27 protein-coding genes are annotated in these 24,766 nt (G+C 67.4%); 17 read left to right on the forward strand and 10 right to left on the reverse strand.

Going from position 1 to position 24,766, the window contains the following annotated elements:
• Position 1: 1 nt before the first annotated feature.
• From ACRYA2_RS13195 to ACRYA2_RS13215, 5 genes are read left to right on the forward strand one after another with little or no spacing between them, the layout of a single operon-like run.
• Positions 2-1,462 (forward strand): ABC transporter permease, encoded by a 1,461-nt coding sequence (locus ACRYA2_RS13195; protein ID WP_433628784.1) that lies wholly within the window; start codon positions 2-4, stop codon positions 1,460-1,462.
• Positions 1,462-2,541, forward strand: coding sequence for an ABC transporter ATP-binding protein (locus ACRYA2_RS13200; protein ID WP_433628786.1), 1,080 nt, complete (start codon positions 1,462-1,464; stop codon positions 2,539-2,541). The genes ACRYA2_RS13195 and ACRYA2_RS13200 overlap by 1 nt, the downstream gene beginning before the upstream one ends.
• A complete protein-coding gene (locus ACRYA2_RS13205) occupies positions 2,538-3,878 on the forward strand; it encodes an ABC transporter ATP-binding protein (protein ID WP_433628789.1) in 1,341 nt (446 codons plus the stop codon). Before ACRYA2_RS13200 ends, ACRYA2_RS13205 begins: the two co-directional genes overlap by 4 nt.
• On the forward strand, positions 3,878-4,333 hold the full coding sequence (locus ACRYA2_RS13210; protein WP_433628792.1) for a DUF7555 family protein: 456 nt from the start codon (positions 3,878-3,880) through the stop codon (positions 4,331-4,333). The genes ACRYA2_RS13205 and ACRYA2_RS13210 overlap by 1 nt, the downstream gene beginning before the upstream one ends.
• A 37-nt stretch (positions 4,334-4,370) precedes the next feature.
• A complete protein-coding gene (locus tag ACRYA2_RS13215; protein WP_433628795.1) occupies positions 4,371-4,943 on the forward strand; it encodes a DUF7529 family protein in 573 nt (190 codons plus the stop codon).
• A 19-nt stretch (positions 4,944-4,962) separates the two neighbouring features.
• Here the strand turns inward: ACRYA2_RS13215 and ACRYA2_RS13220 are convergent, their stop codons facing one another.
• Positions 4,963-5,124: a hypothetical protein gene (locus ACRYA2_RS13220; protein ID WP_433628797.1), complete on the reverse strand. Its 162-nt coding sequence runs from the start codon at positions 5,122-5,124 to the stop codon at positions 4,963-4,965.
• A 26-nt stretch (positions 5,125-5,150) separates the two neighbouring features.
• On the opposite strand from ACRYA2_RS13220, the gene ACRYA2_RS13225 reads away from it, so the two are divergent.
• From ACRYA2_RS13225 to ACRYA2_RS13245, 5 genes are all read left to right on the forward strand, one after another.
• Positions 5,151-5,999 carry a CBS domain-containing protein gene (locus ACRYA2_RS13225; RefSeq protein WP_433628800.1) on the forward strand — a complete coding sequence of 283 codons (849 nt, stop codon included), beginning with the start codon at positions 5,151-5,153 and terminating at the stop codon, positions 5,997-5,999.
• Positions 5,996-7,732: a glycine--tRNA ligase gene (glyS, locus tag ACRYA2_RS13230; protein WP_433628802.1), complete on the forward strand. Its 1,737-nt coding sequence runs from the start codon at positions 5,996-5,998 to the stop codon at positions 7,730-7,732. The genes ACRYA2_RS13225 and glyS overlap by 4 nt, the downstream gene beginning before the upstream one ends.
• Before the next feature lie 4 nt (positions 7,733-7,736).
• Positions 7,737-8,312, forward strand: a complete 576-nt coding sequence (locus tag ACRYA2_RS13235) for a dolichol kinase (RefSeq protein WP_433628804.1) — start codon at positions 7,737-7,739, stop codon at positions 8,310-8,312.
• A 167-nt stretch (positions 8,313-8,479) separates the two neighbouring features.
• Positions 8,480-9,076 carry an HAD family hydrolase gene (locus ACRYA2_RS13240; protein WP_433628806.1) on the forward strand — a complete coding sequence of 199 codons (597 nt, stop codon included), beginning with the start codon at positions 8,480-8,482 and terminating at the stop codon, positions 9,074-9,076.
• Positions 9,077-9,146: 70 nt separating this feature from the next.
• On the forward strand, positions 9,147-11,564 hold the full coding sequence (locus ACRYA2_RS13245; protein WP_433628809.1) for a DEAD/DEAH box helicase: 2,418 nt from the start codon (positions 9,147-9,149) through the stop codon (positions 11,562-11,564).
• 486 nt (positions 11,565-12,050) lie between these two features.
• On the opposite strand, the gene ACRYA2_RS13250 is transcribed toward ACRYA2_RS13245, so the two are convergent.
• The gene (locus tag ACRYA2_RS13250) at positions 12,051-12,443 is read right to left on the reverse strand and encodes a universal stress protein (RefSeq protein ID WP_433628812.1); all 393 of its coding nucleotides are present in this window, start codon (positions 12,441-12,443) and stop codon (positions 12,051-12,053) included.
• 24 nt (positions 12,444-12,467) lie between these two features.
• Positions 12,468-13,259, reverse strand: a complete 792-nt coding sequence (locus ACRYA2_RS13255; RefSeq protein ID WP_433628815.1) for an Sjogren's syndrome/scleroderma autoantigen 1 family protein — start codon at positions 13,257-13,259, stop codon at positions 12,468-12,470.
• 111 nt (positions 13,260-13,370) lie between these two features.
• On the opposite strand from ACRYA2_RS13255, the gene ACRYA2_RS13260 reads away from it, so the two are divergent.
• Positions 13,371-14,027, forward strand: a complete 657-nt coding sequence (locus ACRYA2_RS13260) for a CRISPR-associated protein Cas4 (protein ID WP_433628817.1) — start codon at positions 13,371-13,373, stop codon at positions 14,025-14,027.
• Here the strand turns inward: ACRYA2_RS13260 and ACRYA2_RS13265 are convergent.
• The 3 genes from ACRYA2_RS13265 to ACRYA2_RS13275 form a co-directional block, all read right to left on the reverse strand.
• On the reverse strand, positions 14,013-14,594 hold the full coding sequence (locus tag ACRYA2_RS13265; RefSeq protein ID WP_433628819.1) for an L-threonylcarbamoyladenylate synthase: 582 nt from the start codon (positions 14,592-14,594) through the stop codon (positions 14,013-14,015). The two genes, ACRYA2_RS13260 and ACRYA2_RS13265, sit on opposite strands and share 15 nt — an antisense overlap.
• A 108-nt stretch (positions 14,595-14,702) precedes the next feature.
• On the reverse strand, positions 14,703-15,215 hold the full coding sequence (locus ACRYA2_RS13270) for a redoxin domain-containing protein (protein ID WP_433628822.1): 513 nt from the start codon (positions 15,213-15,215) through the stop codon (positions 14,703-14,705).
• The gene (locus ACRYA2_RS13275; protein ID WP_433628825.1) at positions 15,215-15,520 is read right to left on the reverse strand and encodes a glutathione S-transferase N-terminal domain-containing protein; all 306 of its coding nucleotides are present in this window, start codon (positions 15,518-15,520) and stop codon (positions 15,215-15,217) included. The genes ACRYA2_RS13270 and ACRYA2_RS13275 overlap by 1 nt, the downstream gene beginning before the upstream one ends.
• A 117-nt stretch (positions 15,521-15,637) precedes the next feature.
• Between ACRYA2_RS13275 and ACRYA2_RS13280 the strand changes: the two genes are divergently transcribed.
• The gene (locus tag ACRYA2_RS13280) at positions 15,638-17,038 is read left to right on the forward strand and encodes a hemolysin family protein (protein ID WP_433628828.1); all 1,401 of its coding nucleotides are present in this window, start codon (positions 15,638-15,640) and stop codon (positions 17,036-17,038) included.
• 349 nt (positions 17,039-17,387) lie between these two features.
• Here ACRYA2_RS13280 and ACRYA2_RS13285 read toward each other — a convergent pair whose 3' ends face one another.
• Complete coding sequence (locus ACRYA2_RS13285) at positions 17,388-17,981, reverse strand: conditioned medium-induced protein 4 (protein WP_433628831.1); 594 nt, start codon at positions 17,979-17,981, stop codon at positions 17,388-17,390.
• A gap of 127 nt (positions 17,982-18,108) precedes the next feature.
• Between ACRYA2_RS13285 and ACRYA2_RS13290 the strand changes: the two genes are divergently transcribed.
• From ACRYA2_RS13290 to ACRYA2_RS13305, 4 genes are all read left to right on the forward strand, one after another.
• Positions 18,109-18,693: a biotin transporter BioY gene (locus tag ACRYA2_RS13290; RefSeq protein ID WP_433628834.1), complete on the forward strand. Its 585-nt coding sequence runs from the start codon at positions 18,109-18,111 to the stop codon at positions 18,691-18,693.
• The gene (locus ACRYA2_RS13295; protein ID WP_433628837.1) at positions 18,690-19,388 is read left to right on the forward strand and encodes an energy-coupling factor ABC transporter ATP-binding protein; all 699 of its coding nucleotides are present in this window, start codon (positions 18,690-18,692) and stop codon (positions 19,386-19,388) included. The genes ACRYA2_RS13290 and ACRYA2_RS13295 overlap by 4 nt, the downstream gene beginning before the upstream one ends.
• Positions 19,385-20,092: an energy-coupling factor transporter transmembrane component T family protein gene (locus ACRYA2_RS13300; RefSeq protein WP_433628839.1), complete on the forward strand. Its 708-nt coding sequence runs from the start codon at positions 19,385-19,387 to the stop codon at positions 20,090-20,092. The genes ACRYA2_RS13295 and ACRYA2_RS13300 overlap by 4 nt, the downstream gene beginning before the upstream one ends.
• 87 nt (positions 20,093-20,179) lie before the next feature.
• Entirely contained in the window at positions 20,180-22,285 is a 2,106-nt protein-coding gene (locus ACRYA2_RS13305) for a heterodisulfide reductase-related iron-sulfur binding cluster (RefSeq protein ID WP_433628842.1), read from the forward strand.
• Between the two features lie 106 nt (positions 22,286-22,391).
• On the opposite strand, the gene ACRYA2_RS13310 is transcribed toward ACRYA2_RS13305, so the two are convergent.
• Both ACRYA2_RS13310 and larB read right to left on the reverse strand, forming a co-directional pair.
• Positions 22,392-22,688 (reverse strand): GYD domain-containing protein, encoded by a 297-nt coding sequence (locus ACRYA2_RS13310; protein WP_433628844.1) that lies wholly within the window; start codon positions 22,686-22,688, stop codon positions 22,392-22,394.
• A 218-nt stretch (positions 22,689-22,906) separates the two neighbouring features.
• Positions 22,907-23,677 carry a nickel pincer cofactor biosynthesis protein LarB gene (gene larB, locus ACRYA2_RS13315; RefSeq protein ID WP_433628847.1) on the reverse strand — a complete coding sequence of 257 codons (771 nt, stop codon included), beginning with the start codon at positions 23,675-23,677 and terminating at the stop codon, positions 22,907-22,909.
• Between the two features lie 174 nt (positions 23,678-23,851).
• Here larB and ACRYA2_RS13320 point away from each other — a divergent pair, with 174 nt between their 5' ends.
• Entirely contained in the window at positions 23,852-24,019 is a 168-nt protein-coding gene (locus ACRYA2_RS13320; protein ID WP_113274542.1) for a DUF1931 family protein, read from the forward strand.
• A 60-nt stretch (positions 24,020-24,079) separates the two neighbouring features.
• Here ACRYA2_RS13320 and rpiA read toward each other — a convergent pair whose 3' ends face one another.
• Positions 24,080-24,766 (reverse strand): ribose-5-phosphate isomerase RpiA, encoded by a 687-nt coding sequence (gene rpiA, locus ACRYA2_RS13325; protein WP_433628851.1) that lies wholly within the window; start codon positions 24,764-24,766, stop codon positions 24,080-24,082.

Raw genomic sequence — 24,766 nt, forward strand, 5'->3', positions numbered from 1 at the left:
CGTGAGTATTTCAGACGACGAGAGCGAGAAGACGCTCGGCGAACGAGTCAGCGAGAACCCGCACCCGGCGACGGTGTGGTTGCTGGGCGCCGCCGCACTGCTCGCCGTGGAGTTCGGCGCGGTGGCTAACACCGTGATGGCGATGCCGTGGGAGCTGGTGGTGAACAGGCTTCCCGATGCCGTACAGCCGCTGTTCGCGCCGCTGGCCGCCGTCGGCGATGCGCTGGCGAACCTGCCGACGCTGCTCACGCGGGACATCTTCGACAACCAGGGCTGGCGCCAGCCCGGCGGCGGGTGGGAGGGGACGTTCCTCGACCTGGCCCCGGCGTACGTCTGGGGGCTCCGCGTCGTTCTCGTGTACGTGTACACGCTCGTGTGGCTGGGGTGGCTCTGGAAGGGCTACCTCACGTACCGCCGTCACTACCGGTACGCGGACTGGACGCCGCGTGACGACGTCATCGACCGGTTCCGCAACCACCACTGGGGGCTGTTCGGTGCGATTATCGTGTTCACGTTCCTCGTGATGGCCCTCTTCGCGCCGGCGCTCGGGCCGACGACGATCGAACAGAACATACAGAACCCCTACGCTCACGAGCTGAAGTACCTGACCGAAACCGGACAGGTCGAGACGGTCACCGTCGGCCAGGCCAACCTGTACAGCGGGTCCGACGGGACGAACAACGTGGGCCTCATGACCTACGACGACTACGGTCGGTTCCATCCGATGGGGACGCTCCCGACCGGCAAGGACCTGTTCACCTTCATCGTCCACGGAGCGCGCGTGTCGCTGTTCATCGGCGTCACCGCCATCGGACTGAGTGCGCTCCTCGCGGCCGGGTTCGCGCTACTGACGGCCTACTACAAGGGCCTCATCGACCTCGCCGTCGTCATCGTCGGCGACTCCATCATGTCGCTGCCGCGGTTGCTGTTGCTGCTGTTGCTGGCGTACGTCCTGCAGGGCACCTGGATAGCGAACATATACAACGGAGCGGCGGTACTGGCGCTGATATTCGCCGGCACCGGGTGGCCGTTCCTGTGGCGCGCGGTGCGCGGTCCCGCGTTCCAGGTCTCCGAAGAGGAATGGATAGACGCCGCGAAGAGCTTCGGACAGAAACCACGAATCACGATGCAGAAACACATGGCACCCTACATCCTCGGTTACCTGCTAGTGTACGCCTCGATGAGTCTCGGTGGCATCATCATCGCCGTCGCCGGCCTCTCGTTCCTGGGTCTCGGCGTCAATCCGCCGACGCCCGAGTGGGGGCGAGCTATCGACGTCGGACAGGCGTACGTGGCCACGAAGTCGTGGCACATCTCGATACTGCCGGGCGTCATGATCGTGCTCATCGTGACTGCGTTCAACGCACTCGGTGACGGCATCCGCGACGCCATCGACCCCAAGAGCGACACCGGCGAGGACGGCGGTTCCGAAGTCGCCGCTGCTGGAGGGAGTGGTGCGTAATGGCGTCGACAGAGTACACCGAGTCGGCGACGCGCGGCGACGCACTGCTCGAAGTCGAGGACCTCCAGACCGCGTTCTTCACGGACAAGGAGGTCATCCGCGCGGTCGACGGGGTCTCCTTCGACATCGAGCGCGGCGAAACCGTGGGCATCGTCGGCGAGTCGGGGTCCGGCAAGAGCGTCACCGCACGCTCCATCATGGGCCTCGTCGAGTCGCCGGGGCGCATTCTCGACGGTAGTAGCATCCGCTTCGACGGCGAAGAGCTGACGGACAAGAGCGAGAAGGAGTACCGCGAGTTACGGGGTAGCGACATCGCCATGGTGTTCCAGGACCCGCTGACGAGTCTCAACCCCGTCTACACGGTCGGGAACCAGATCAAGGAGGCGTTGCGCCTCCACCAGGGCCTGCGCGGGTCAGAGGCGACCGACGAAGCCATCAACCTGCTCGAAGCAGTCGGTATCCCGGACGCCGGGCGGCGGGTCAAGGAGTACCCCCACCAGTTCTCGGGTGGGATGCGCCAGCGCGCCGTCATCGCCATGGCGCTGGCCTGTGACCCCGAACTGCTCATCTGCGACGAACCGACGACCGCGCTGGACGTGACCATCCAGGCCCAGATTCTCGAACTCCTGCAGGAACTCCAGGAGGACCGCGACCTCGCCATCATGTTCATCACTCACGACATGGGCGTCATCGCGGAGATCGCCGACCGCGTGAACGTGATGTACGCGGGCGAAATCGTCGAGACGGCGCCGGTCGTCGAGTTGTTCGAGAACCCGCGCCACCCCTACACCCGGGGGCTGTTGAAGAGCATCCCCGGCAACAATCCGGGGAAGGAGCGGCTCTCGACCATCGAGGGCGACGTGCCGACGCCGAACGAACCGGCGACGTACTGTCGGTTCGCACCGCGGTGTCCGGAAGCGTTCGACGAGTGCGAGAAGGTCCACCCGGTTCCGGTCGACGTCAACGGGGAGACCGACGACCACACCGCCGCCTGCTTGCTGTATCCCGAGGACGTGTCCAAAGAGCAGGCGGTCGAGACGCATCGCGAAGCAGCTAACGAAAGCGAGGAACGAATATGAGCGAACAGAGCGTAAGGCAGACCGAACAGACGGTCACCGCCTCCGAAGGCGAGCCGCTCATCGAGGTCAACGACCTGAAGACCTACTACGGCGAGGGCGGCCTCATCGAAGACAACCCGGTCAAGGCCGTCGACGGGGTCTCGTTCGACATCGAGCGCGGCGAGACGCTCGGACTCGTCGGCGAGTCCGGTTGCGGGAAGACGACCCTGGGTCGCACCCTCATCCAGCTGGAGAGCGCGACCGAGGGCGAAGTACTGTTCGACGGCACCGACGTGACGCGGCTCTCCGGCGACGAGCTGAAGAACTGGCGGCGCAACAGCCAGATGGTGTTCCAGGACCCCGAGTCCAGCCTCAACGACCGGATGACCATCGGCGAAATCGTCCGAGAACCGCTGGACGTTCACGACTGGAAGACCGCGAAGGAGCGTCGTTCTCGCGTGCGAGAGCTGCTCGACGTGGTCGGGCTCCGACCGGAACACTACTACCGGTACCCCCACCAGTTCTCCGGCGGCCAGCGCCAGCGCGTCGGCATCGCCCGGGCGCTGGCGCTCGAACCGGAGTTCGTCGTCCTCGACGAGCCGGTGTCGGCGCTGGACGTCTCGGTCCAGGCCCAGATACTCAACCTGCTGGAGGACCTCCAGGACGAGTTCGGCCTGACCTACCTGTTCATCGCCCACGACCTCTCTGTCGTCCGCCACATCTGCGACCGCGTGGCCGTGATGTATCTCGGCCACATCATGGAGATCGGCGAGACCGAGGAGCTGTTCGCCGACCCGAAGAACCCGTACACGCGGTCGCTGCTGTCGGCCATCCCGGACCCGGACCCGACGAGCGACAGGGAACGCATCACGCTCCGCGGGACGCCGCCGAGTCCGCGCGACCCGCCCTCGGGCTGTCCGTTCAGCACGCGCTGTCCGATGAAGATACGGCCGGACGAGTTCCAGGACCTGGACGACGATGTCTGGATAGCCATCGAGGTGTTCCGCGAAGTCGTCCGCGAGCGCGAACGCGCCGACCGGAGTCTGACCGAGCGCGCGAGGGAGATGCTCGGGATGGCGACGCGGTACTCCGACATCGACGAAATACGGGAGGAACTGTTCGCCGACATCGACGTTCCCCCAGCGGTGCAGAAGCACGTCGACGAGGCCGCCACCTACATCGACGACAACGACGACGAACAGGCCCGTGAGTACCTCCGGGACGTGTTCGGTAGCATCTGCGACGACGAGTCGCCCGACGACCACCTGGTCAGCGACACCGGCCGGTTCAGTCACTGCCACCGACACCTGGAGGAGTACACCGAACCGGACGAGTTCACGCCCTACGCCAATCGCTGATGAGTCACGTCGACCGGTCACCGCGTCGCCTGCGGCAAGCGCTCGACGCCGTGGTGTACTCCGTAGCGGTGACCGGAGTCGTGTTCGCGTTCGGGAGCGTCGTCAGTTTCGCCGTCGGGGCGGGGCTGGTCGGCGTGAAGTACACCCTCTTTCTCGTCGGGCTCCTGCTTTTCGGCTACGGGACGTTGCAGTTGCGCCCCAAGCGGCCGTGGGACGTCACCAAGACCGACGACGAGGTCGAAATCATGCGGCGGGACGGCGAGGACAGCAAGCAGAGCATCGGGTCGCGCGAGGAGACGGCGTTCCAGTCGACCGTCCAGCGGATTCCACCGCTCTCGCACTACTCCATTCCCCCCGAGGAGCGACTGTCGCCCGGCGTGAAGTTGTTCATCTCCAGCCTCGCGGTCCTCGGCACGTCGTTCGCGATGGAGGCCGTCTTCGGCGTCGGCGTGTAGCAACAGGCTTTACCTCTTCGAAGTCGGACATGCCGGTATGCCAGAAGCTGGCGACGAGGGACCCGACTACGCCGAGCGTATCGCGGCCAACGCCGACGTCGAGAAAGACGCCTGGCAGCGCACGCTCGACGACATGGAAGCGACGGCCGAGGAACTCGAAGCGGAGGGCTGGGACGTCGTGGCGATTCCGGCGAGTCACACCGCGCCGGAACACCCGGAAGCCGGCGACAGCGACCGATTCGGATTCGTCTACGTCATCCCGGACAACTACGTCGACGAGTTCACCGAGGCGTTCGAGGCGGGGTCGTTCCCGAAGTACCGCGTCTACCGCAACGAGATGGGGTCGCGGGTGTTCCAGCTCACCGAGTTCCTGGACCCCGAATCCGAGACCGTCATCCTCGTCGCCGGAACGTACGAGATGATGCACGCCCCGGCGCTGGTGAAGACCGCAATGCGGGAAGACGAGATGTACAGTCACGTCCAGACCCTCGACGAGACGGTACACGGCTCGTTCCGCCACGACGACTACGAGAAGTTCTTCCCGGACCCGCAGCGGTACGAAGACTACGTGGTCGAAGCGAACGTGGGCGACGACGAAGACGAAGCGTAGTCGGCGAAGCGTCGGGACCTCACGGCCCTCGCGAGTTCTTCTCGACCGCATCGGTTCGCTCGGCCAGCGCCCGCAGTAGCGGTCGCTCGCGGCCCGTATCGGGGACACAGTCGACGGCGGCGCGGCTGCGCCGAACTCGCAGACGGCCGACGGCGTCCACCGTGTTCTTCGCAGGGTACAAGAAGGGTGAAACCGTACTCGGCGCGTATGAACGTTGCCGAAGCGATGACGCCTCGCTCCGACGTCGTCACGGTCGAGCTACCGGGTACCCGAGACGACGTGCTAGAGTATCTCCAGGAGCGGTCGTTCTCGTCCGTGCCGGTCGTCAAGGAGACGGACGAGGGCGAGACGTATCGCGGCCTCATCTCGCGTGACGACCTCATCGAGAACCCGGACGAGGACCAGCTCGCCATCCTGATGCGAGAGGTGGCGACGACGACGCAGGACGCCACCGTCGAGGAGGTGGCGGCGCTGATGCTCGAGGAGGGAACGCGCCGCGTGCCGGTCGTCGACGGTCGGCTGGAGGGCATCGTCACCGTCACCGACGTGGTCCGGGCCATCGCCGACGGGGACGCCGACGGCGACACCGAAGTCGGCGAACTGGCGAGCCGGGACGTGAACACCGTCTACGTCGAGACGCCGCTGACGGTCGCCGAGCGGGAGCTGTTCTACGCGAACCTCCCCTACGCCATCGTGCTGGACGAGGAGGGCGAGATGGACGGCGTCCTGACGGAGGTCGACATCATCGACGTGGCGCAGGTCGTCGAGGGGGAGGACGACACCGGCGGGAGCATCGCCGACGAGGACGACGACTGGATGTGGGAGGGCATCAAGTCGGTCGGTCACAGCTACATCCCGACGCGGAACGTCAGGATTCCCTCCGCGCCCGTCGAGGAGTTCATGACGGGCGACGTGGTGACGGTCACGGAGCGCAAGACCGCCCGGGACGTCGCCCGGACGATGCTCCGGCACGACATCGAGCAGGTGCCGCTGGTCCAGGGCGACGAACTGGTCGGCGTCGTCCGGGACGTGAACCTGCTGGAGGCGTTGCGATGAGCGAGACGGACCTCGTGGAACTGGCGAAGCGTCGGGGCTACTTCTTCCAGGCGAACGAGGCGTACGGCGGCGTCGCCGGTTTCTACACGTACGGCCCGCAGGGGGCGTCGCTGAAGCGCAACGTCGAGGAGTCCTGGCGAGACCGGTTCGTCGTCCGGGAGGGCAACGTCGAGATAGACTCGCCCACCGTGACGCCCGAACCCGTCTTCGAGGCGTCCGGCCACCTCGACGGGTTCGACGACATGCTCGTCGAGTGTGAGGAGTGCGGCGAGAGCCACCGGGCCGACCACCTCGTCGAGGACGCGAGCGACATCGAGGACGCCGAGACGTACCCGCCGGAGGAGGTCGCGGAACTGCTCGCGGACCTCGACCTGGAGTGTCCGTCCTGCGGCGCGGACCTCGCCGGCCAGTCGGTCGAAGAGTTCAACCTGATGTTCGAGACGTCCATCGGCCCCGGCAGCGGCCAGTCCGGCTACCTCCGGCCCGAGACCGCACAGGGCATGTTCGTGGAGTTCCCGCGGCTCAAGGAGTACGCCCGCAACCAGCTTCCGTTCGGCGTCGCCCAGATCGGCAACGGCTACCGCAACGAGATAAGCCCGCGGAACGCCCTGCTGCGCGCCCGGGAGTTCACGATGGCGGAACTGGAACTGTTCGTCGACCCCCAGGAGGACCGGCCGGACCTCGACGCGGTCGCGGACGTGGAACTGCCGCTCTACTCGGCCGAGCGCCAGGCGGCGGACGGCGAGGAGTACGAGTACCTGACGCCGCGGGACGCGCTGGACGCCGGCGTCGTCAACGGCGAGTGGGTGGCGTACTTCCTCGCGGTGTCGAAGCGCTGGTTCGAGCGCGTCGGCGTGGACATGGACCGGTTCCGGTTCCGCCAGCACCTGTCGGGCGAACTCGCCCACTACGCCAGCGACTGCTGGGACGCGGAAGCCGAAATCGAGGGCGACTGGGTGGAACTGGAGGGCGTCGCCAACCGGACCGACTACGACCTGAAGAAGCACGCCGACCACGCCGACGACAACTTCACCGTCTTCAAGCAGTACGACGAGCCGAAGACGGTCGAGCGCGTGACGGTGGACCCCGACATGAGCTACCTCGGCCCGGAGTTCGGCGGTGCCGCCGCGGACGTGGCCGACGCGCTCGAAACGCTCGCCGAGCGCAACCGGGCCGCGTTCGAGAGCGAGGACGTCACCGTCGAGGTCGACGGCGAGGCGTACACCGTCCCCGTCGAGAAGACGGGCTTCAGCGTCGACGAGGTCAAAGAGAGCGGGGAGCACGTCACGCCCCACGTCATCGAACCGGCGTTCGGCGTCGGTCGCGTGGTCTACACCGTGCTTGCCCACGCCCTCGACGCGGACGAGGTCGACGGCGAACGACGCCAGGTGCTGCGCCTCCCGCCAGAGATCGCCCCGACCACGGTCGGCGTGTTCCCGATGATGGACAAGGACGGCATGGGCGAACTGGCGCGCGACCTCGCGGCCGACCTGCGCGCTCGCGGTCTCGACGTGACCTACGACGACTCGGGCAACATCGGCCGGCGCTACCGCCGCCAGGACGAGGTCGGCACGCCGTACTGCGTGACGGTCGACTACGAGAGTCTGGAGGCGGACACCGTCACCCTGCGCGAGCGCGACTCGACCGACCAGGTGCGGGTCGACATCGACGACCTGCCGCACCTGCTCGCCGACCTCCGGGCCGGCGAGCTCTCGTTCGACGACCTGCGGTAGAGCCGTGCGCAGCGAGATAAAGCGTCGTATCGTGCACGTCAGCGGAACGGGGATGCCCGCCCTCTACCTGCTGGACCTCGTCACCTGGCAGCAGTTGCAGGGACTGCTGGTTCTGGGCTCCGCGAGCGCGCTCGTGCTCGAAATCGTCCGGCTGTTCGTCGGACTGAACTGGCGTATCTTCGACGAACTCACCCGCGAGTACGAACAGGAGAACCTCGCGGGCTACGCGCTGTACGCCTTCGGGATGACGGCGACGGCGCTGGCGTTCAAACCGCGGGTCGCCGTCCCCGCGATACTGATGCTCACCATCGCCGACCCCATCAGCGGCGTCCTCGGCTCCGGCGAACTCGGCGTGAAGGCGGCGCACACGCTGCTCGTCACGTTCGCCGTCTGCGTCACCATCGCCTCGCTGCTGGGGTTGCCGTTGCTGGCCGCGGTGCTGGGCGCGCTGGTCGCCACGCTGGCCGACGGCGTGAAGCCCGTCGTCGCGGGCTACGTCATCGACGACAACCTCACCATTCCCATCGGCGCGGGCGTGGCGATGTTCGTCGGCGTCCGGTATCTGCCGACCGTGGCGTAGTCGGAGCCGTCGGTACCCGGACCGTCGCCGGGCAGGTCTGGCCGGGGACGGTGGCCCGACGGACGACGGCCGGGCGTCCGGGTGGAGTTCGTTCGCTCGAACGGCGTCGGTCGGCTCGTCCCATAATCTACGTGACCTTTATTGGCTCGCCCGCGGAACCGGGGACCATGCGAGCCATCTTTTTCGACCTGGACGGAACCCTGGTCGAGTTCGGGCGGGACTACGAGGACATCCTGGCCGACGCTATCGAGGCGGTCGCGGACGAGACGCCCGACGGAGCGCTAGAAGCCTACAGCGACGCGTTCTACGCCAACTTCACGGCGTGCAAGTCGGACCCGATTCGGCGCGCGTTCGGCGAGACCGACGTCGCCGCGGACCCCGAGGCGCTGGCGGACGCGCTCCGGTCGCACGAGGTCGAGGCGTGCCGGACGCCGGACGACGCCGACGCCGCGCTCTCGCGGTTGGCCGAGGAGTACGAACTCGGCGTCCTCACCAACGGACTCCGCGAGTGGCAGTGGGAGAAGTTCCGGGCAAGCGGTCTCGCGGAGTTCTTCGACGCGTTCGTCGCGTCGTACGAGGCCGGCGCGCACAAGCCCGACCCCGCGCCGTTCCGCCTCGCCGAGCAGCGACTCCCGGCGGACGAGTACGCGATGGTCGGCGACGCCGACGCCGACGTCGAGGGCGCGAGAAGCGCCGGGTGGGCCGCACACCGGTACGACGGCGACGGGTTCGGCGACCTCCCCGAAGCACTCCGGTGGGGATAACCGACGCCGGCCTTTACTTTCACCCTGCTACGCGAACCCTTTAACTGCAGGACGACCAAACGTCCCTCGAATGGCTGCCACGGACGCGGAGACAGACTACGTGGACCACCCACTGCTGTCGCCGGAGTTCATCGAGCGACGGCTCTACCAGATTCAACTGGCCGGCACCGCGCGCAACCACCACACGCTCGTCTGCCTGCCGACGGGGCTCGGGAAGACGACGGTCAGCCTGCTCGTCACGGCCGAGCGACTGAACGAGGTCGGCGGGAAGTCGCTGCTGCTCGCGCCGACGAAACCGCTCGTCAACCAGCACGCGGAGTTCTACCGGGAGGCGCTCGCGATTCCCGAGGACGACGTCGTCGTGTTCACCGGCGAGGTACGGCCCGAGGAGCGCACCGAACTCTGGGAGGACGCGCAGGTCGTCATCGCCACGCCGCAGGTCGTCGAGAACGACCTCGTCGGCGGGCGCATCGACCTCGGCCCGGTCACCCACGTCACGTTCGACGAGTGCCATCGCGCGACCGGCGACTACGCGTACAACTACATCGCCGAGCGCTACCACGCCGACGCCCGCTCGCCGCTCGTGACGGGGATGAGCGCGTCGCCCGGCGGCGACGAGGAGACCATCCTGGAGGTCTGTGAGAACCTCGGCATCCGCGAGGTCGAGGTGATGACCGAGGAGGACAGTGACGTCTCCGAGTTCACCCACGACACGGACGTCGAGTGGGTGCGCGTCGAACTACCCGACGACATCCTGGAGATTCGGGACGCGCTGAACGAGGTCATCAGCGACCGCCTCGAACGGCTGAAGGAACTCGGCGTCGTCAACACCACCCGACCGGACGTCTCCCAGAAGGACCTGAACAAGGTACGAGGAGAGCTCCAGAAGCTCATCGACAACGACCAGTCGGAGGGGTACAAGGGCATGTCCGCGCACGCGGAGGTGATGAAGCTCCGGCGCGCGGTCGAACTCGTCGAGACCCAGAGCGTCGAGTCGCTGCGTCGCTACTTCGAGCGCCAGCGCAACGCCGCGCGGTCGTCCGGCGCGTCCAAGGCGAGCCAGCGGTTCGTCTCGGAGCCGAAGGTACAGGAGGCGATGCGGAAAGCCGAGGCGTACGACGAGCGCCATCCGAAGTTCCGGAAGGCCCACGCGAACGTCGCACAGGCGCTCGTCGACGGCGGCGAGCGCATCATCGTCTTCACCGAGTCCCGGGACACCGCGGAGACGCTGACGGAGTTCTTCGGCGAGCACTTCGACACCCGGCGGTTCGTCGGGCAGGGGGACAAGGACGGCAGCGACGGGATGACCCAGAAAGAACAGCAGGAGGCGCTCGACGAGTTCCGCGCCGGCGAGTTCGAGGTGCTGGTCTCCACGTCGGTCGCCGAGGAAGGCCTGGACGTTCCGGAGGTCGACCTCGTGCTGTTCTACGAACCCGTGCCGACGGCGGTTCGGTCCATCCAGCGAAAGGGCCGGACCGGCCGACAGGCCCAGGGCCGCGTCGTCGTCCTGCTCGCCGAGGACACCCGCGACGAGGCGTACTTCTGGATATCGAAGCGCCGCGAGGACAAGATGGAGGAGGAACTACGCGCGCTGAAAGGCGTCGCCGACAACGTGGAGGAGCAACTGGACGACAGCCAGCAGACGCTCGGCGACTTCGAGGACGGCCCGTCGAGCGACCCGGGCGGCGCGACCGACTCCGGAACGAGCGCGGCCGCCGACGGGGACGCGACGGGCACGAGCGAGGTCGCCCACGGCCTAGAGGAGTTCGCCGAGGAGACCGGGGGACGGTCCGCGGACGAACTCGACGGCGCAGTCGCCACGGCGCGCGGCGAGGAGAACACCGAGATAGTCGCCGACCAGCGCGAACTCGACGCGAACGTCGCCCGCGACCTCTCGGCCCGGGACGGCGTCGACGTGCGCCTCGAGACGCTCGCGGTGGGCGACTACATCCTCAGCGACCGGGTGGCGGTCGAGCGCAAGACGGTGGGCGACTTCCTCGACTCGCTGGTCGGCGGCGACCGCTCGGTGTTCGAGCAGGTCGGCGACATGACCCGCCACTACTCCCGGCCCGTGCTGGTGCTGGAGGGCGAGGGACTGTACGAGCAGCGCAACGTCCACCCGAACGCGATTCGGGGCGCGCTGTCGTCGCTCGCGGTCGACTTCGGCGTCAGCGTCCTGCAGACCGACGGCGAGGACGACACCGCCGACCTGCTGGAGGTCGTCGCCACCCGCGAACAGGAGTCGGCCGACCGCGAGGTGTCGGTCCACGGCGAGAAGCAGGCCAAGACGCTCGACGAACAGCAGGAGTACGTCGTCGCCGCCATCGCCGACATCGGCCCGGTGACGGCGCGGTCGCTGCTGTCGACGTTCGGGAGCGTCGAGGCGGTGATGACCGCGGAGAAGGAGTCGTTACTGGACGCGGAGGGCGTCGGCGAGGTGACCGCCGACCGCATCCGCGAAGTCGTCGCCAGCGAGTACGAGGGGTGACGAGCGTCGACGGCGACCGAAAAGGGGTCGTTGTACTGGCACCGACGCGCGAGCGACGACCGGGCAATCGTTCGTTACTCGGCGTAATCCAGGAATTCGCGACCAAACGGCAGTAATGCGGCAATGTGGTCACGAAACCAGTAGTTGCGGAAGGAATCGGCGTTCTGAACGAACGAAAACGGCGTGAACGGTCAATCTGGATTAAACCCCGCGTACCCATCGTTAGGTCGAGGGGTGAATCACGCTGACTCGACTCATAGAGCGAGGCACGAAGCGAGACGACGAAGAGGAGACTCCCCGGGTCGAACTGCTGTACGGGGACCCACAGCACGAGACCAGCGCGGAGACCGTCGAAAAACACCTGTACGGTGAGCCACAGCACGACGTGGTCGAGGACGGCTTCCCGGAGGAGTTCGACCCCGACGTGGGTCGCGCGTTCGACTGGCTCGGCCGCCAGATCGACGTCAGTTTCGACCGTCGCTTCGACTAGGGAACGACCGTGACAGCTACTTCTTCCGACCGTAACACCGTCTCGGCGGCGCTACCGAGGATGGCGCGTTCGACGGTGCCGGAGCTCTCGTGACCCATCACGACGTGGTCGTAGCCGCGCTCGGCGACGAGGTCGAGGATGTCCCTGCCCACCCGGTCGGCGGGACGAAACTCCAGTCGCACGTCGGTCGACAGTTCCGGGTCGTCGTCGATGTCTTCCTCGGCGAGTATCTCGCGGGCGTTCTGGAGGATGGCCTCTGTCGCGTCGGTCTCTTCGTCGGTGACGTGGACGACGTGAAGCGAGGCCTCGAACCGGCGTGCGAACTCGGCTGCGAACCGGAGCGCCCGTGTGCTACACTCCGAACCGTCGACCGGTGCCAGGACCTTCATACAGGGACATGAGTCGATTCGTGCTTAACGGTTCGCCCGGTCGAGCGCCGCCAGCGCCTCCGCCGCCTCTCGAGTGGCGGCCAGAACGTCGCGAGCGCGCGCAACGTCGTCCGTGGCCTCGGCCTCGCGCGCGAGCCGCGTCAGCTTCCGCACCAGCGCGTCGCGCGCCTCGTCGAGGTCGCCGCCCGCGTCGGGCGCGGGCCGAACGGGCTGGACCGATTCGCCGCGGTTCGGTCGCTCGCTGCGGTCCGACGGACTCCGGCTGGCGGACCCGTCGCATCCCGACGATTCGCCGGTCTGGCTCGGCGGCGTTCGCGTCCCGGTTCGGTCGGTGGGTCCCGTACCGGGCTGTTCGCTCGACTCGCCGGACTGCGACGACCTGCTCTGACTCGGCGGAGCGCGCCGGGACCGGGACCGGGACGTCGCCGGCGGTCGGGGCGTCCCGTTCCCGGCTTCGGTGCCGACTGCCGGCTGGTCGGACCCGGACGGCCCCCCTTCGGGGTCGGCGTTCCCCGTCTCCGCGGCGTTTGGCTCCGTCTCGCCCGGCTCCGCGTCGTCCGGCGTCGCTTCGCCGGCCGCGTTCGAGTCGGCCTCTTCGGTCTCGACCTGGCCGGTCTCGTGCTGGCAGGTGGGGCAGAACTCCGTGCCGTCGTACCGGAAGATGGGGTCGCCGCAGGTGTCACAGTGCTTGCCCGTCATCGTCGCCCCCTGGAGGAGCAACTCGCTCATGCGCTGGGTGGCCTTGCGGTCCTCCTGTTCCTGTTCGTACTGCTGGCGGAGTTTCTCTCGCTCGGCTTCCTTGTCGAAGTCGCTCATGTGTACATGGATGGTACGCCGGCCTCTTGCGCCTTTCCCTCCGGAACGCGCCGGAGAGACCGGCTCCCGCTTCGTGCGGAGATTTAAGTAAGGAACGGGACCAACCCCGGCGTGTCGAAGCGTCCGTTCCACGAAATCGAAACCGCCGCGTACTGTCCCCGGAAACTCTACTACCAGCGCCGCGATACGGTCGACGTTCCGGACCGCGTCGTCGACCGCCGCGAACTCGCCTTCGAGTACGACCGCCTGCTCGACGCGAGTCCGACGGACCTCGCCGACCTGCCCCTCGAACTCTCGCCCGAGGAGTTCCAGGCGAACCTCGAACGCGCCGCCGACGGCGACGCCTGGTCGCAACTCTGTACCCCCGACGAGCGCGAGCGACTGGTCGAGGGCAAGGACTGCCGAGGCGTCGTCCACAAGGTGCTCGACCGCGACGCACCGGTGCCGTCGATGGTGTTCACCGGCGCTCCGCCGAACCAGGGCGTCTGGGAGCCACAGAGCGTCCGCGCCGTCGCCGCAGCGAAGGCGCTCGCCTGGGAGCACGAGACGGCGGTCGACCGCGCGTTCGTCGAGTACCCCGCGTACGGAATCGTCCGCGAGATCGGCCTCACGACCCGCCGCAAGGCCGCCTACCGGCGCGCGCTCCGGATGGCCCGGGCCATCGACGGCCCGCCGCCACGACTGCGGAACGACGCGAAGTGCGACGCCTGCGAGTACCGCGCCGAGTGTGGCGTGAAGACGCGCTCGCTTCGGTCACTGCTTGGCTAGCCACGCGGCGACCGCGTCGGCGTTCGACCCTCGACGGAGAATCTCGCCGGACGCGACGTTCACGACCGTGCTTCCCGTGCCGCCCGTCTCGCCGCCGTCGAGGACGACCGCGGCGGCCTCCCGGATTTCGGGGTCGAGGTCCGCGAGGCGGCGCGCGCTCGCCCGGCCGCTCACGTTCGCGCTCGTGCTCGTGACGGGCGCGACCTCGCGGAGGAGCGCGAGCGCGAGGTCGTGGTCCGGGACGCGGACGCCGACGCGCTCCCGGCCGGCAGTGAGCACGTCCGGCACGACGTCGGTTTTCCGACAGAGAAGGGTGACGGGACCGGGCAGGAACTCGCGCGCGAACCGCCGCTCGCGCTCCGTGAGCCTGACGTACTCCCGCGCGGCCTCCACGTCGGGGACGGCCAGCGAAATCGGGTCCTCACGGGACCGCTGCTTCGCGGCGAACACTCGCTCGACGGCGTCTTCGTCCAGCGCGTCGGCACCCAGACCGTACACGGTCTCGGTCGGATAGACGACCAGGTCGCCGCTTCGAATCGCGGCGGCGGCACGTTCGATGTCGGTCATGCCGGGTGTTCGTGCTCGCGAAAAAAAGACGTTGGGTCGTGGCGTCGGCGGCCCGGAGCAGCGACGGCTTCCGGCCTGCCCGCGCCGGCGATGAGACCCTGGCCGCCGTTACAGCGCTTCGATGGCCGCTTCGACCGCGTCGTAGTCCGGGAAATCGGGCCACTCGCTCGCGACCCAGGCGTACTCGACGGTCCGGTCTGAGTCGAGCAGGAAGACGGCCGGTCGGTGCTCGCGGACGCCCGTCATGCCGTCGAGGTCGTGAGCGACGTCGTACTCGTCGGCGACGGTCGCCGCCGGGTCGCTGAACAGGCGGAAGTCGATGTTGCGCTCCTCGATGAGCGTCTCGTGCTCGTACGGCGTAGAGATGGAGCAGCCGACGACGCGCAGGTCGTGGTCTTCCTCCCAGGCGCGGTCGCGTAGCTCGTTCCATATGTACGTTCCGGGGAACGCGCCGTCCATCGTGTAGAAGACCAGCAGCGTCGGTCCCTCGGCGGTCACCCCCGAGAGCGCGGCGTCCTCCCAGTACTCGTCGTTCACCAGCGGACGAGTGAAATCGGGCGCGGTGTCGCCCTCCTCGGGATGGTCCGTCTCGGCGAGTTCGACGACCTCGAAGTCGACCATCAGGCCTCACCCCTGTCGGTCGCCGCGTCGTCTGTTGCGGCCCCGTCGCCATAGGTTGCGTCGAGGTAGTCGACGATGTTCGCGCTCTCGCTCATCGTGACGCCCGTGGCCTCGTCGACGATGGCGGGGACGGTGCGCTTCCCGCTGATGCGCTTGACCACGTTGCGGTCGCTGTGCATCGGTTCGACGAACCGCGACCGGTAGTCGAGGTCGTGCTCGTCGAGCTTCCGCACCACGCGCTCGCAGAACGGACACGCCTGCAGTCGGTACAGCGTGATGGCGGGCTCGTCGGTCTCTGTGCTCATGTCCGTGTCGTTGGGGCGAAACGTCCGTAAGGGCTTCGTCCGCGGCAGCGACGGCCCGGAAATCAACGGCAAAAGAATAAAGAGTTAATCCCGCCGACAACCAAGGTGGGTTACTGAATGGCGCTTTCCCTAACGCAGGTAGCACTCTGGCAGACGTCGTCCGCTGCCGGGATACTCGGTATCGAGTTGACCGACAGCCTGATAACGTGGCTCGGCGTGCTCGCTATCGTCGTACTCATCGGTCTGTCGGCGTTCTTCTCCTCGTCCGAGATAGCGATGTTCTCGCTAGCCAAGCACCGCGTCGACGCGCTCGTGGAGGACGAGGTGCCCGGAGCGAAAACGGTCGCTGCGCTCAAGGACGACCCCCACAGACTGCTGGTGACGATCCTGGTCGGGAACAACATCGTCAACATCGCGATGTCCTCGATAGCCACGGGGCTGCTCGCCCTCTACCTGAACCAGGGACAGGCGGTCGCCGTCGCGACCTTCGGCATCACGGCGCTCGTCCTGTTGTTCGGGGAGAGCGCGCCGAAGTCCTACGCCGTCGAGAACACCGAGTCGTGGGCGCTCCGCATCGGGAAGCCGCTGAAGTACTCCGAGTACCTCCTCCTGCCGCTCGTCATTCTGTTCGACCGCCTGACCCGCATCGTCAACCGCGTCACCGGCGGTCGCTCGGCCATCGAGACGTCCTACGTCACCCGGGACGAGATTCAGGACATGATCGAGACGGGCGAGCGCGAGGGCGTCATCGAGGAGGACGAACGCGAGATGCTCCAGCGCATCTTCCGGTTCAACAACACCATCGCCAAGGAGGTGATGACCCCGCGGCTGGACATGACCGCCGTGCCAAAAGACGCGAGCATCCAGAAGGCCATCGAGACGCTCGTCCAGTCGGGCCACGAGCGCGTCCCGGTCTACGAGGGGAGTCTCGACAACGTCATCGGCGTCATCCACATCCGGGACCTCGTGCGCGAACAGCAGTACGGCGAGGCCAGCGGCTTCGACCTCGACGACGTCATCCAGCCGACGCTGCACGTCCCCGAGAGCAAGAACGTCGACGAACTGCTCACCGAGATGCGCGAGAACCGGATGCAGATGGTCATCGTCATCGACGAGTTCGGAACGACGGAGGGGCTCGTCACCATGGAAGACATGGTCGAGGAGATCGTCGGGGACATCCTCGAAGGCGAGGAAGAGGAGCCGATCGAGTACGTCGACGAGGACACGATAATCGTCCGCGGCGAACTCAACATCGACGAGGTCAACGAGGCGCTCGACATCGAGCTTCCGGAGGGCGAGGAGTTCGAGACCATCGCCGGGTTCATCTTCAACCGCGCCGGTCGCCTCGTCGAGGAGGGCGAGAACATCGACTACGACGGCACCCGCCTCCACGTCGAGCAGGTCGAGAACACGCGCATCATGAAAGCGCGCATCACGCGACTTGAGGAGGCGACGGCCGAGGACGAATCCGACGAGTCCGAGGCGGTCGAGGAGAGCGTCGGACCGAGCACCGAGTAGCGCCTTCTTCAGGGTGCCAGCGTCTGGAACGGCCTACTTTCGGTTCCAGACGTGAAACGGCTCGCGGTACGAGATACGAGATTCGACTCACCGAACAGCTACCGGTGGTCGCCAGTTCGACCGGCTACCGGATGTCGCCCGACGAACCCCTGTAGAGGGGTAGCGCGCTCACCGCGAGCGACCGAAGTGAGCGAGAGAGCGAGCGGGCCAAGCGACGACCGGTGCGAGGCGCGAAGCGTCTCGGAAAGCGAGCGGCGAAGCCGCGAGCAAGGGAGGAAGGAGTGTCTTCCTGAGCGCAGCGAACGAAGGCTCGGAAGACGCAGCGCGTCTTCCGGCGCTTTTAGTCGTTTCAGAAGGAGACGTTCGTCTCCATCCCCTCGGTGGCGTCGTCCAGGCCGTCCTGCTGGACGTTCTCGGTCATCCGGTCGGAGATCTCGCGGTCCCGGAGGACGTTCTCGAACTCGTCGGTGTAGCGGTGGTTGACGGTCCTCGCGGCGTCTTTCGCCGCGACGACGCGTCGGTAGTGTCGGACGGCCGACTCGCTCGCGTCGAGTTCGGCGGCGCAATTCGCGACGGTGACGTCGTCTTCGAGCAGTTCGCGAAGTTCGACGAGGTCGAAGGGTGCATCGGCCTCGCGGAAGAGGTGGAGGTCCACGCGGGCGCGAGCGACGGTCTCCTCGTCGGCGTCCCCGAGGTTGTCGGCGATTTCGGCGTCGGACTCGCTGGCGTAGTACCCCCGGACGACCGTCACGAGTTCCTCGTCCGACAGCGTCGTCTCGAACTCCTGCTCGTCTCGCATCTGGGCGACGACCTCGCGCAACCGTTGTTCCACGTCGGCTTCCGAGTTGAGGGAACCGTGGGTGGCCTCCTGGGTCTCCGTGACGGTCTCCTCGTCCGTCACGTCCATGAAGATGTCGCGGAGTTCCTCGGTCTTCTCGTCCATGGGCCGTGACTCATGACCGGGTGTTATAAAAAACTGTCGGGGTGCCGATGAAATTTTCCGAGCGAGGAGAGACGAACACAGTCTGTCAACCGAAGGTATAATTCAAGTTGACGAGAGAGGTCGGGACATGGCAACCGAAACCGAGTCGGTCGACCTCGTCGGCGAGGAGGCTGTGGAGAACGTGGCGCGGACCGCCCTCTTCGCCGCCGTCGTCGGCGCGTTCGCTTACGTGTCGTTCCCGAACCCGCTCGCTCCGTCGATTCCCGTCACGTTACAGGTGCTCGGCGTCTTCCTCGCCGGCATCTTCCTCGGGCCGGTGTGGGGCGGGGCCTCGATGGTGCTCTACCTGCTCGCAGGGGCCGTCGGCGCGCCGGTGTTCTCCGGCGGCTCTGCCGGCGTCGGCATGCTGCTGGGGTACACCGGCGGCTACCTCCTCTCCTACCCGCCCGCGGCGTTCGTCATCGGCGCAGTCGTCCACGGCGGACTCGACCTGCGCGACCCCCAGGCCGCGAGCGTCGGCCGCCTCGTCGCCGCGCTGCTGGTCGGCACCGTCGTCATCTACGCCTGCGGGACCGTCGGCTTCGCTATCGTCCAGAACGTCGGCCTCGTGGAGGCGTTCACGCTCTCGGCGCTCGCGTTCGTCCCGTTCGAGGCGTTCAAGATCGCCGCCGCGGTCGGCATCGTCCGCAGCGACCGCATCGCCGCGGAATGATAGAGACGCGGAATCTCAGCGCGCGCTTCGGCGAGACGGTCGCGCTCGACGACGTCTCGCTGACGATTTCGGACGGCGAGTTCGTCGTCCTCGCCGGCCCGAACGGGAGCGGGAAGACGACGCTCGTCCGCCACTTCAACGGCCTGCTCGCCCCGGATACGGGGGACGTGCTCGTCGACGGAACGCCGGTCGACGACGACCTCGTGGCCGCCCGCACGCGCGTGGGGATGGTGTTCCAGAACCCCCGCGATTCGTTCGTCGCGGCCACCGTCGGCGCGGACGTGGCCTTCGGTCCGGAGAACCTCGGACTCGACCGCGACGAGATAGAGCGCCGCGTGGCCGACGCGCTGGCGGCGGTGGGGATGACGGGGCGGCGCGAGGAGCGCATCGACGCGCTGTCGGGCGGCGAGCGCGAGCGCGTCGCCATCGCGGGTGCGCTGGCGATGGAACCGGCCCATCTCGTGCTCGACGAACCCTTCACCGGCCTCGACGCCCCGGCCCGCGAGTCGGTCCTCGAACGCCTCGCGTCGCTGCACGACGAGGGGACGAGCCTGGTCGTCGTCACGCACGACCTTCGGGACGTCGTGCGGCTGGCCGACCGCGTCGTCGCGCTCCGGGACGGCGCTGTCGCGGTCGACGGTGCGCCCGCCGACGTGCGAGACGACCTCCCCGACCTCGGGGTGGCCGTGCCGTGACGCTCGCCTACCGACCGACGGAAGCGTTCGCCGAGTCGCTCGACCCCCGGGCGAAACTCGGCTTCCAGACCGCGTTCGCGGTCGCGGCGTTCGCGCACACGACGCCGCGCGGCCTCGCGGTCCTCACGGTCGTCGCCGCGCTGGCGCTCGCCGCGGCCCGTACCTCGCCGACCTGGGTGGTCTCGGAGTTCCGGGTCGCGTTGCCGTTTCTGGTCGGGTCGCCGCTGCTCGCGGGATTCGCGCTCGGCCCGCCGTGGTTCGTTACGGGGGACGCCGTCGCACCCCTGCTGGCGAGCTATCGCGTCCTGCTCGTGCTCGCCGTCGGCGCGGCCTACGTCCGGACGACGCCGGCCCGCGACTCGCGGGCGGCCGTCCAGCACCTCGTCCCCGGTCGACCCGGCCAGTTCCTCGGGATGGGCATCGCCTTCGTCTTCCGGTTTCTGCCCGTCCTGCAGGCGGACCTGCGGTCGATACGGTCGGCGATGGCGGCGCGGCTCGGCGACGAGCGCCCACTGCGCGAGCGAATGCAGCTCGTCGCGACGGCTGGGCTCGCCCGGGCGTTCGAGCGCGCCGACCGGTTCGCGCTGGCGCTCCGGGCGCGGTGTTTCGCATGGAACCCGACGCTGCCCCCGCTTTCGGTCGGAGTCCGGGACATGCCCGTCCTCGCCGGAACCGTGGCGCTGGTCGTGTGGTCGCTCGCGTAAACTCACAACTCGTTTCTCATTCTCGCAAGACGGCAACGAGGCGAACATGAAGCAAGACTTAAGCGACTGCCTTTCTCCTCATAAAACATGGAACTCCTCGCGCTGGCGCAGGCGGGCGACGTCACCCGACCGACGTTCTGGCGCATCGGCCACGTCGGCGAGGCCGTCTTCTACTACCTCGCCGCGGTCGCCATCGCCATCTTCGCCGTCGGAGTGTACGAGCGGTTCGCGAACTACGCCCGCGGCACGGACGACTGGTTCGAACGACTGGACAACCTTCCGGGACGCGTCGTACGGGCGGCGAAGGTCGTCGGGTCCAACGAGAAGCAGTTCGACAGGGACCTCTACGGTGGACTGATGCACGCGTTCATCCTGTGGGGCTTCCTGACGCTGCTCATCGGGACGACCATCCTGATGATAGACATGGACCTCTGGACGAAGGCCCTCGGCCAGGACTCCTTCTTCGTCGGCGACTTCTACCTCTCCTACTCGCTGGTGATGGACGCGATGGGCCTGCTGTTCGTCGTCGGCGTCGGCATGGCCATCTACCGGCGCTACTGGGTCCGCAACCACCGCCTCTGGGGGAAACACACGAGCGCCGAGGACGACCTCTTCATCTGGACGCTGTTCCTGCTCGGCGTCGGCGGCTACGTCACGGAGGGCGTTCGCATCCTCGGCACCGGCGTCCCCGAGTTCGCCGACGTGAGCTTCGTCGGCCTGTTCGTCGCCGGCGCGTTGCAGATGGCCGGCGTCACTCAGTCGACGGCGGCCGCGTGGTACCCCGTGACCTGGTGGTCCCACGCCGTGCTCGCGCTGGCGTTCGTCGCTTCCATCCCGTACGCCAAACCGTTCCACATGCTCTCGTCGTTCGCCAACGTCGTCACGCACGACGAGAAGGCCGGCAAGCGCCTCCCCGGCGTTCCGGAGGACGCCAGCCCCGACGAGATCGGAGCCACCGACATCGACAACTTCTCGTGGCGGCAACTGCTCGACCAGGACGCCTGCACGAAGTGCGGCCGCTGTTCGTCCGTCTGTCCCGCGAAGGCGTCGGACCGACCGCTCGACCCCCGCGACGTCATCCTCGACCTGAAACAGTACCGCGAGGACCTGGACGCCGGACGGACCGAGGAGAAACCCATCGTCGCGGACGGCGGTGCGAGCGTCATCGACAGCGAGACGATGGAGTCCTGCATGTCCTGTATGGCCTGCATGGACGCCTGCCCCGTCGACATCGAGCATCTCACCTCCTTCACGGACATGAACCGCCGGCTCACCGAGTCCGGCCAGATGGACGAGAACGTCCAGGACGCGATGATGAACATCTTCCAGAACGGCAACTCCTTCGGCGACCCCGAGCGGACGCGCCCGAACTGGACCGACGACCTCGACTTCGAGGTGCCCGACGCCCGCGAGGAGTCCGTCGAGTTCCTCTGGTACGTCGGCGACTACCCCTCCTTCGACGAGCGCAACCGCCGCATCGCCCGCTCGCTCGCCACCATCCTCCACGAAGCGGACGTCTCCTACGGCATCCTCTACGAGGACGAGCAGACCGCCGGCAACGACGTGCGCCGCGTCGGCGAGGAGGGCCTCTACGAGATGCTCGTCGAGGACAACGTCGCCGCGTTCGACCAGTGCGACTACGAGAAGATAGTCTGTACCGACCCACACGCGTACAACACGTTCGAGAACGAGTACCCCGAGATGGACGAGGCGTTCGACGCGGCCGTCTACCACTACACGCAGGTCGTCGAGGAACTGTTCCGCGAGGGCCGCCTCGGTCTCTCCGGGTCGGAACTCGACTACACCGTCACCTACCACGACCCCTGCCACCTCGGCCGGTACAACGACGAGTACGAGGCGCCCCGCGACATCGTCCGCGCCACGGGCTGCGAACTGGACGAGATGCCGCGCAATCGCGCGAACTCGTTCTGCTGTGGCGGAGGCGGCGGCGGCCTCTGGATGGACTTCGACGAGGACCCCAAGCCCAGCGAGGAGCGCATCCGCGAGGCGCTCGAGGACACCGACGCCGGCCCCGGCGTGGACAAGTTCGTCGTCGCCTGCCCGATGTGCATGACGATGTACGAGGACGGTCGCAAGACCGGCGGCTACGAGGACGACATCGAGATCGTCGACGTGGCCGAACTCGTCGTCGACGCGCTGGGGGCAGAAGAGCGCGTCGCAGTCGCGTCGTAGTCGCTCCGATTCCCTTTCTCGGCGGACGGTTCCCTGACGGACTGCGGAGTTCGGCGGCCGTCGGAAAAGAACGGTTGCGGTTCTCGTGAGCCGATTCGTGCGACGCTTACCCGGACGCGGTCTCGACGAGGTCGCGATACTCGTCTTCGGCGAACGCGCGCAGCGTTTCCGTTTCGACAGTTCCTTCCTGCAGGTACGTGAGCGTCGCCTGTGCGATGGACTCGTCGTCCGGGAACTCGCTGACGACGACCGCGTCGTACCGACCCATGGTCAGGTAGAAGAGGTCCATCTCACCGCCGAACGACCGCATCACTTCCTTGGCCTCGTCGAGGCGCTCGGGACCCTCCTCGATGTTTTCGGTTCCCTCCTCTCTGAAGTTGACGAGCTGGATGTACGTTGGCATAGTTTACTGTCCCCCGTTTTCCGTTGCTGTGCCCGCGACGGAACTCGGCCTCCCCCCACGCCCGCTCGAAAGGCCCGATTACGGCTACTCGGTATTTCTACAAATAGCTATGCAGATTCCCTGCTCGGTAACAGATACGGGCGGTGTTTACGGACGTTCAGCGAACGCGCCGATTCTCGGCGTCGACGCCGGCGAGCGACCGAACCGGCGCGCTACGTTCACTCCGACGAAGCGGCGGCGTCGATGGCCCTGGCGATGAGACCGGCCTGCGCGCCGGCGACGAAGCCGGCGTCGACGTTCACCGTCGAGAGGACGGTACAGGACTGCAGCATCCCCGACAGCGCGGCCTCGCCCTCGCCGGCGTGGCCGTAGCCGTTCGAGACGGGCAGTCCGATGACGGGCGTGTCGACGAGACCGGCGACGATGGTCGGGAGCGCGCCCTCGCGGCCGGCGGCGACGACGAGCACGTCGAGGTCGCGCAACCGCTCGACCTGGTCCAGGATGCGGACGAGCGACGCCACGCCCACGTCGTGGACCTCCGTCACGTCGGCACCCATCTCCTCGGCGACGACGACCGCCTCGCCGGCGGGGACGGCGTCGCTCGTGCCGGCGCTGACGACGCCGACAGCGGCGTCGACGTTCGGCGGTTCGAAGTCGGCGGCGTGGGCGACGAGCACGTTCGCGCGCTCCCGATGGCGCACCACGGCGTCGGGATGGGCGTCGGCGAGTTCCGCGCGCACCGCCGCGACCTGGTCGTCGCTCACGCGCGTGAGCAGCGCGCGCCCCGCCGTCTCGACCGCGGTCGCGGCGAGCGCACGCACTTCCTCGGGCGTCTTCCCGTCGCCGAGGATGGCTTCCGGGACGCCGCGGCGTCGCTCGCGGGCGGCGTCGAAGCGCCCTTGCTCGCTGGTCGCGTACCCCGATAGCTCCGATTCGGCCTCAGAAACGCTCATATCGCCGGATTCGACGGCCTCCAGTATCTCTCGCATATTCAGCCCTCCGTGCCGGACGTACTCGAATCCCCCGACCCGCCCCTCCACTCGATATTCCAGAACTTAAGTTCTTTGGCCCAGGTAACAGATAGCCGGTGAGTGTTCGACTCAGCCGCATTCGCGGGTAGAATTGGGAAGCTTTATTAGGAGGGATAGGGAAGAGGGTTCTGTATGGCAGACCTCATCGTCAAAGCGGCTGTGAAGGAAGCGCTCAACGACAAGAACGTCGCGTCGGACTTCTACGACGCGCTCGACGAGGAGGTCGACGACCTTCTCGAAGACGCTGCCCGCCGCGCCGAGGCGAACGACCGCAAGACGGTCCAGCCGCGCGACCTGTAAACCCGAAACGCACACTTTCTCGATTTTTTCTCGGCCTGGAAGCGGTAGCTGACGACGGACCTAGAACTCCTGTACCTCGACGCCGTCCTCGCTACCGACGTGAACCTCGTCCGCCATCCCGACGAACAGACCGTGTTCGAGGACGCCCGGGAGCGCCGACAGCTCCTCTGCGAGCTCGGCCGGCGAGCCGATGCGACCGAAGTCGCAGTCGAGGACGATATTCCCGTTGTCCGTGACGACGGGGCCGTCCTTCCGCTCGGCGTCGCGCAGCGTGGGGTCGCCGCCGAGTCCGCGCACGTCGGCGGCGACGGTCCGCCGCGCCGCCGGCAGTACCTCCACCGGCACCGGATGGTCGAGTTGCTTCGCGAACTTGCTGGGGTCTGCGACCACGAGCAGGCGGCTCGCGGCCGCGTCGACCACCTTCTCGCGAGCGTGGGCCGCGCCGCCACCCTTCACGAGGTGCGGACCGGAGAACTGGTCGGCGCCGTCGATGGCCACGTCTATCTCCACCACCTCGTCGAGTTCGACCAGCGGAATCTCGGCCTCGCGTGCCAGCTCCCGCGACTGGAACGACGTCGTGACTCCCTGGATGTCGAGGCCGGCGTCGACCTTCCGCCCGAGGGCGCGGATGGCGTGAGCCGCCGTGCTTCCGGTGCCGAGACCGACTATCATGCCGTCGGTGACCGCTTCCACGGCGCTCTCTCCGGCGTTGCGTTTCGCGGCGTCGCTACCGCCGTTCGTCTTCAT

The sequence above is a fragment of the Halomicrococcus pelagicus genome (genome assembly GCF_050954125.1).

Excerpts from the sequence above, each read along its gene's own strand:
- ACRYA2_RS13200 (WP_433628786.1), top strand. The coding sequence starts at position 1,462 with ATGGCGTCGACAGAGTACACCGAGTCGGCGACGCGCGGCGACGCACTG.
- ACRYA2_RS13205 (WP_433628789.1), top strand. The coding sequence starts at position 2,538 with ATGAGCGAACAGAGCGTAAGGCAGACCGAACAGACGGTCACCGCCTCC.
- ACRYA2_RS13210 (WP_433628792.1), top strand. The coding sequence starts at position 3,878 with ATGAGTCACGTCGACCGGTCACCGCGTCGCCTGCGGCAAGCGCTCGAC.
- ACRYA2_RS13215 (WP_433628795.1), top strand. The coding sequence starts at position 4,371 with ATGCCAGAAGCTGGCGACGAGGGACCCGACTACGCCGAGCGTATCGCG.
- ACRYA2_RS13225 (WP_433628800.1), top strand. The coding sequence starts at position 5,151 with ATGAACGTTGCCGAAGCGATGACGCCTCGCTCCGACGTCGTCACGGTC.
- glyS (WP_433628802.1), top strand. The coding sequence starts at position 5,996 with ATGAGCGAGACGGACCTCGTGGAACTGGCGAAGCGTCGGGGCTACTTC.
- ACRYA2_RS13240 (WP_433628806.1), top strand. The coding sequence starts at position 8,480 with ATGCGAGCCATCTTTTTCGACCTGGACGGAACCCTGGTCGAGTTCGGG.
- ACRYA2_RS13245 (WP_433628809.1), top strand. The coding sequence starts at position 9,147 with ATGGCTGCCACGGACGCGGAGACAGACTACGTGGACCACCCACTGCTG.
- ACRYA2_RS13250 (WP_433628812.1), bottom strand. The coding sequence starts at position 12,443 with ATGAAGGTCCTGGCACCGGTCGACGGTTCGGAGTGTAGCACACGGGCG.
- ACRYA2_RS13255 (WP_433628815.1), bottom strand. The coding sequence starts at position 13,259 with ATGAGCGACTTCGACAAGGAAGCCGAGCGAGAGAAACTCCGCCAGCAG.
- ACRYA2_RS13265 (WP_433628819.1), bottom strand. The coding sequence starts at position 14,594 with ATGACCGACATCGAACGTGCCGCCGCCGCGATTCGAAGCGGCGACCTG.
- ACRYA2_RS13270 (WP_433628822.1), bottom strand. The coding sequence starts at position 15,215 with ATGGTCGACTTCGAGGTCGTCGAACTCGCCGAGACGGACCATCCCGAG.
- ACRYA2_RS13275 (WP_433628825.1), bottom strand. The coding sequence starts at position 15,520 with ATGAGCACAGAGACCGACGAGCCCGCCATCACGCTGTACCGACTGCAG.
- ACRYA2_RS13280 (WP_433628828.1), top strand. The coding sequence starts at position 15,638 with ATGGCGCTTTCCCTAACGCAGGTAGCACTCTGGCAGACGTCGTCCGCT.
- ACRYA2_RS13285 (WP_433628831.1), bottom strand. The coding sequence starts at position 17,981 with ATGGACGAGAAGACCGAGGAACTCCGCGACATCTTCATGGACGTGACG.
- ACRYA2_RS13290 (WP_433628834.1), top strand. The coding sequence starts at position 18,109 with ATGGCAACCGAAACCGAGTCGGTCGACCTCGTCGGCGAGGAGGCTGTG.
- ACRYA2_RS13295 (WP_433628837.1), top strand. The coding sequence starts at position 18,690 with ATGATAGAGACGCGGAATCTCAGCGCGCGCTTCGGCGAGACGGTCGCG.
- ACRYA2_RS13305 (WP_433628842.1), top strand. The coding sequence starts at position 20,180 with ATGGAACTCCTCGCGCTGGCGCAGGCGGGCGACGTCACCCGACCGACG.
- ACRYA2_RS13310 (WP_433628844.1), bottom strand. The coding sequence starts at position 22,688 with ATGCCAACGTACATCCAGCTCGTCAACTTCAGAGAGGAGGGAACCGAA.
- larB (WP_433628847.1), bottom strand. The coding sequence starts at position 23,677 with ATGCGAGAGATACTGGAGGCCGTCGAATCCGGCGATATGAGCGTTTCT.
- ACRYA2_RS13320 (WP_113274542.1), top strand. The coding sequence starts at position 23,852 with ATGGCAGACCTCATCGTCAAAGCGGCTGTGAAGGAAGCGCTCAACGAC.
- rpiA (WP_433628851.1), bottom strand. The coding sequence starts at position 24,766 with ATGAAGACGAACGGCGGTAGCGACGCCGCGAAACGCAACGCCGGAGAG.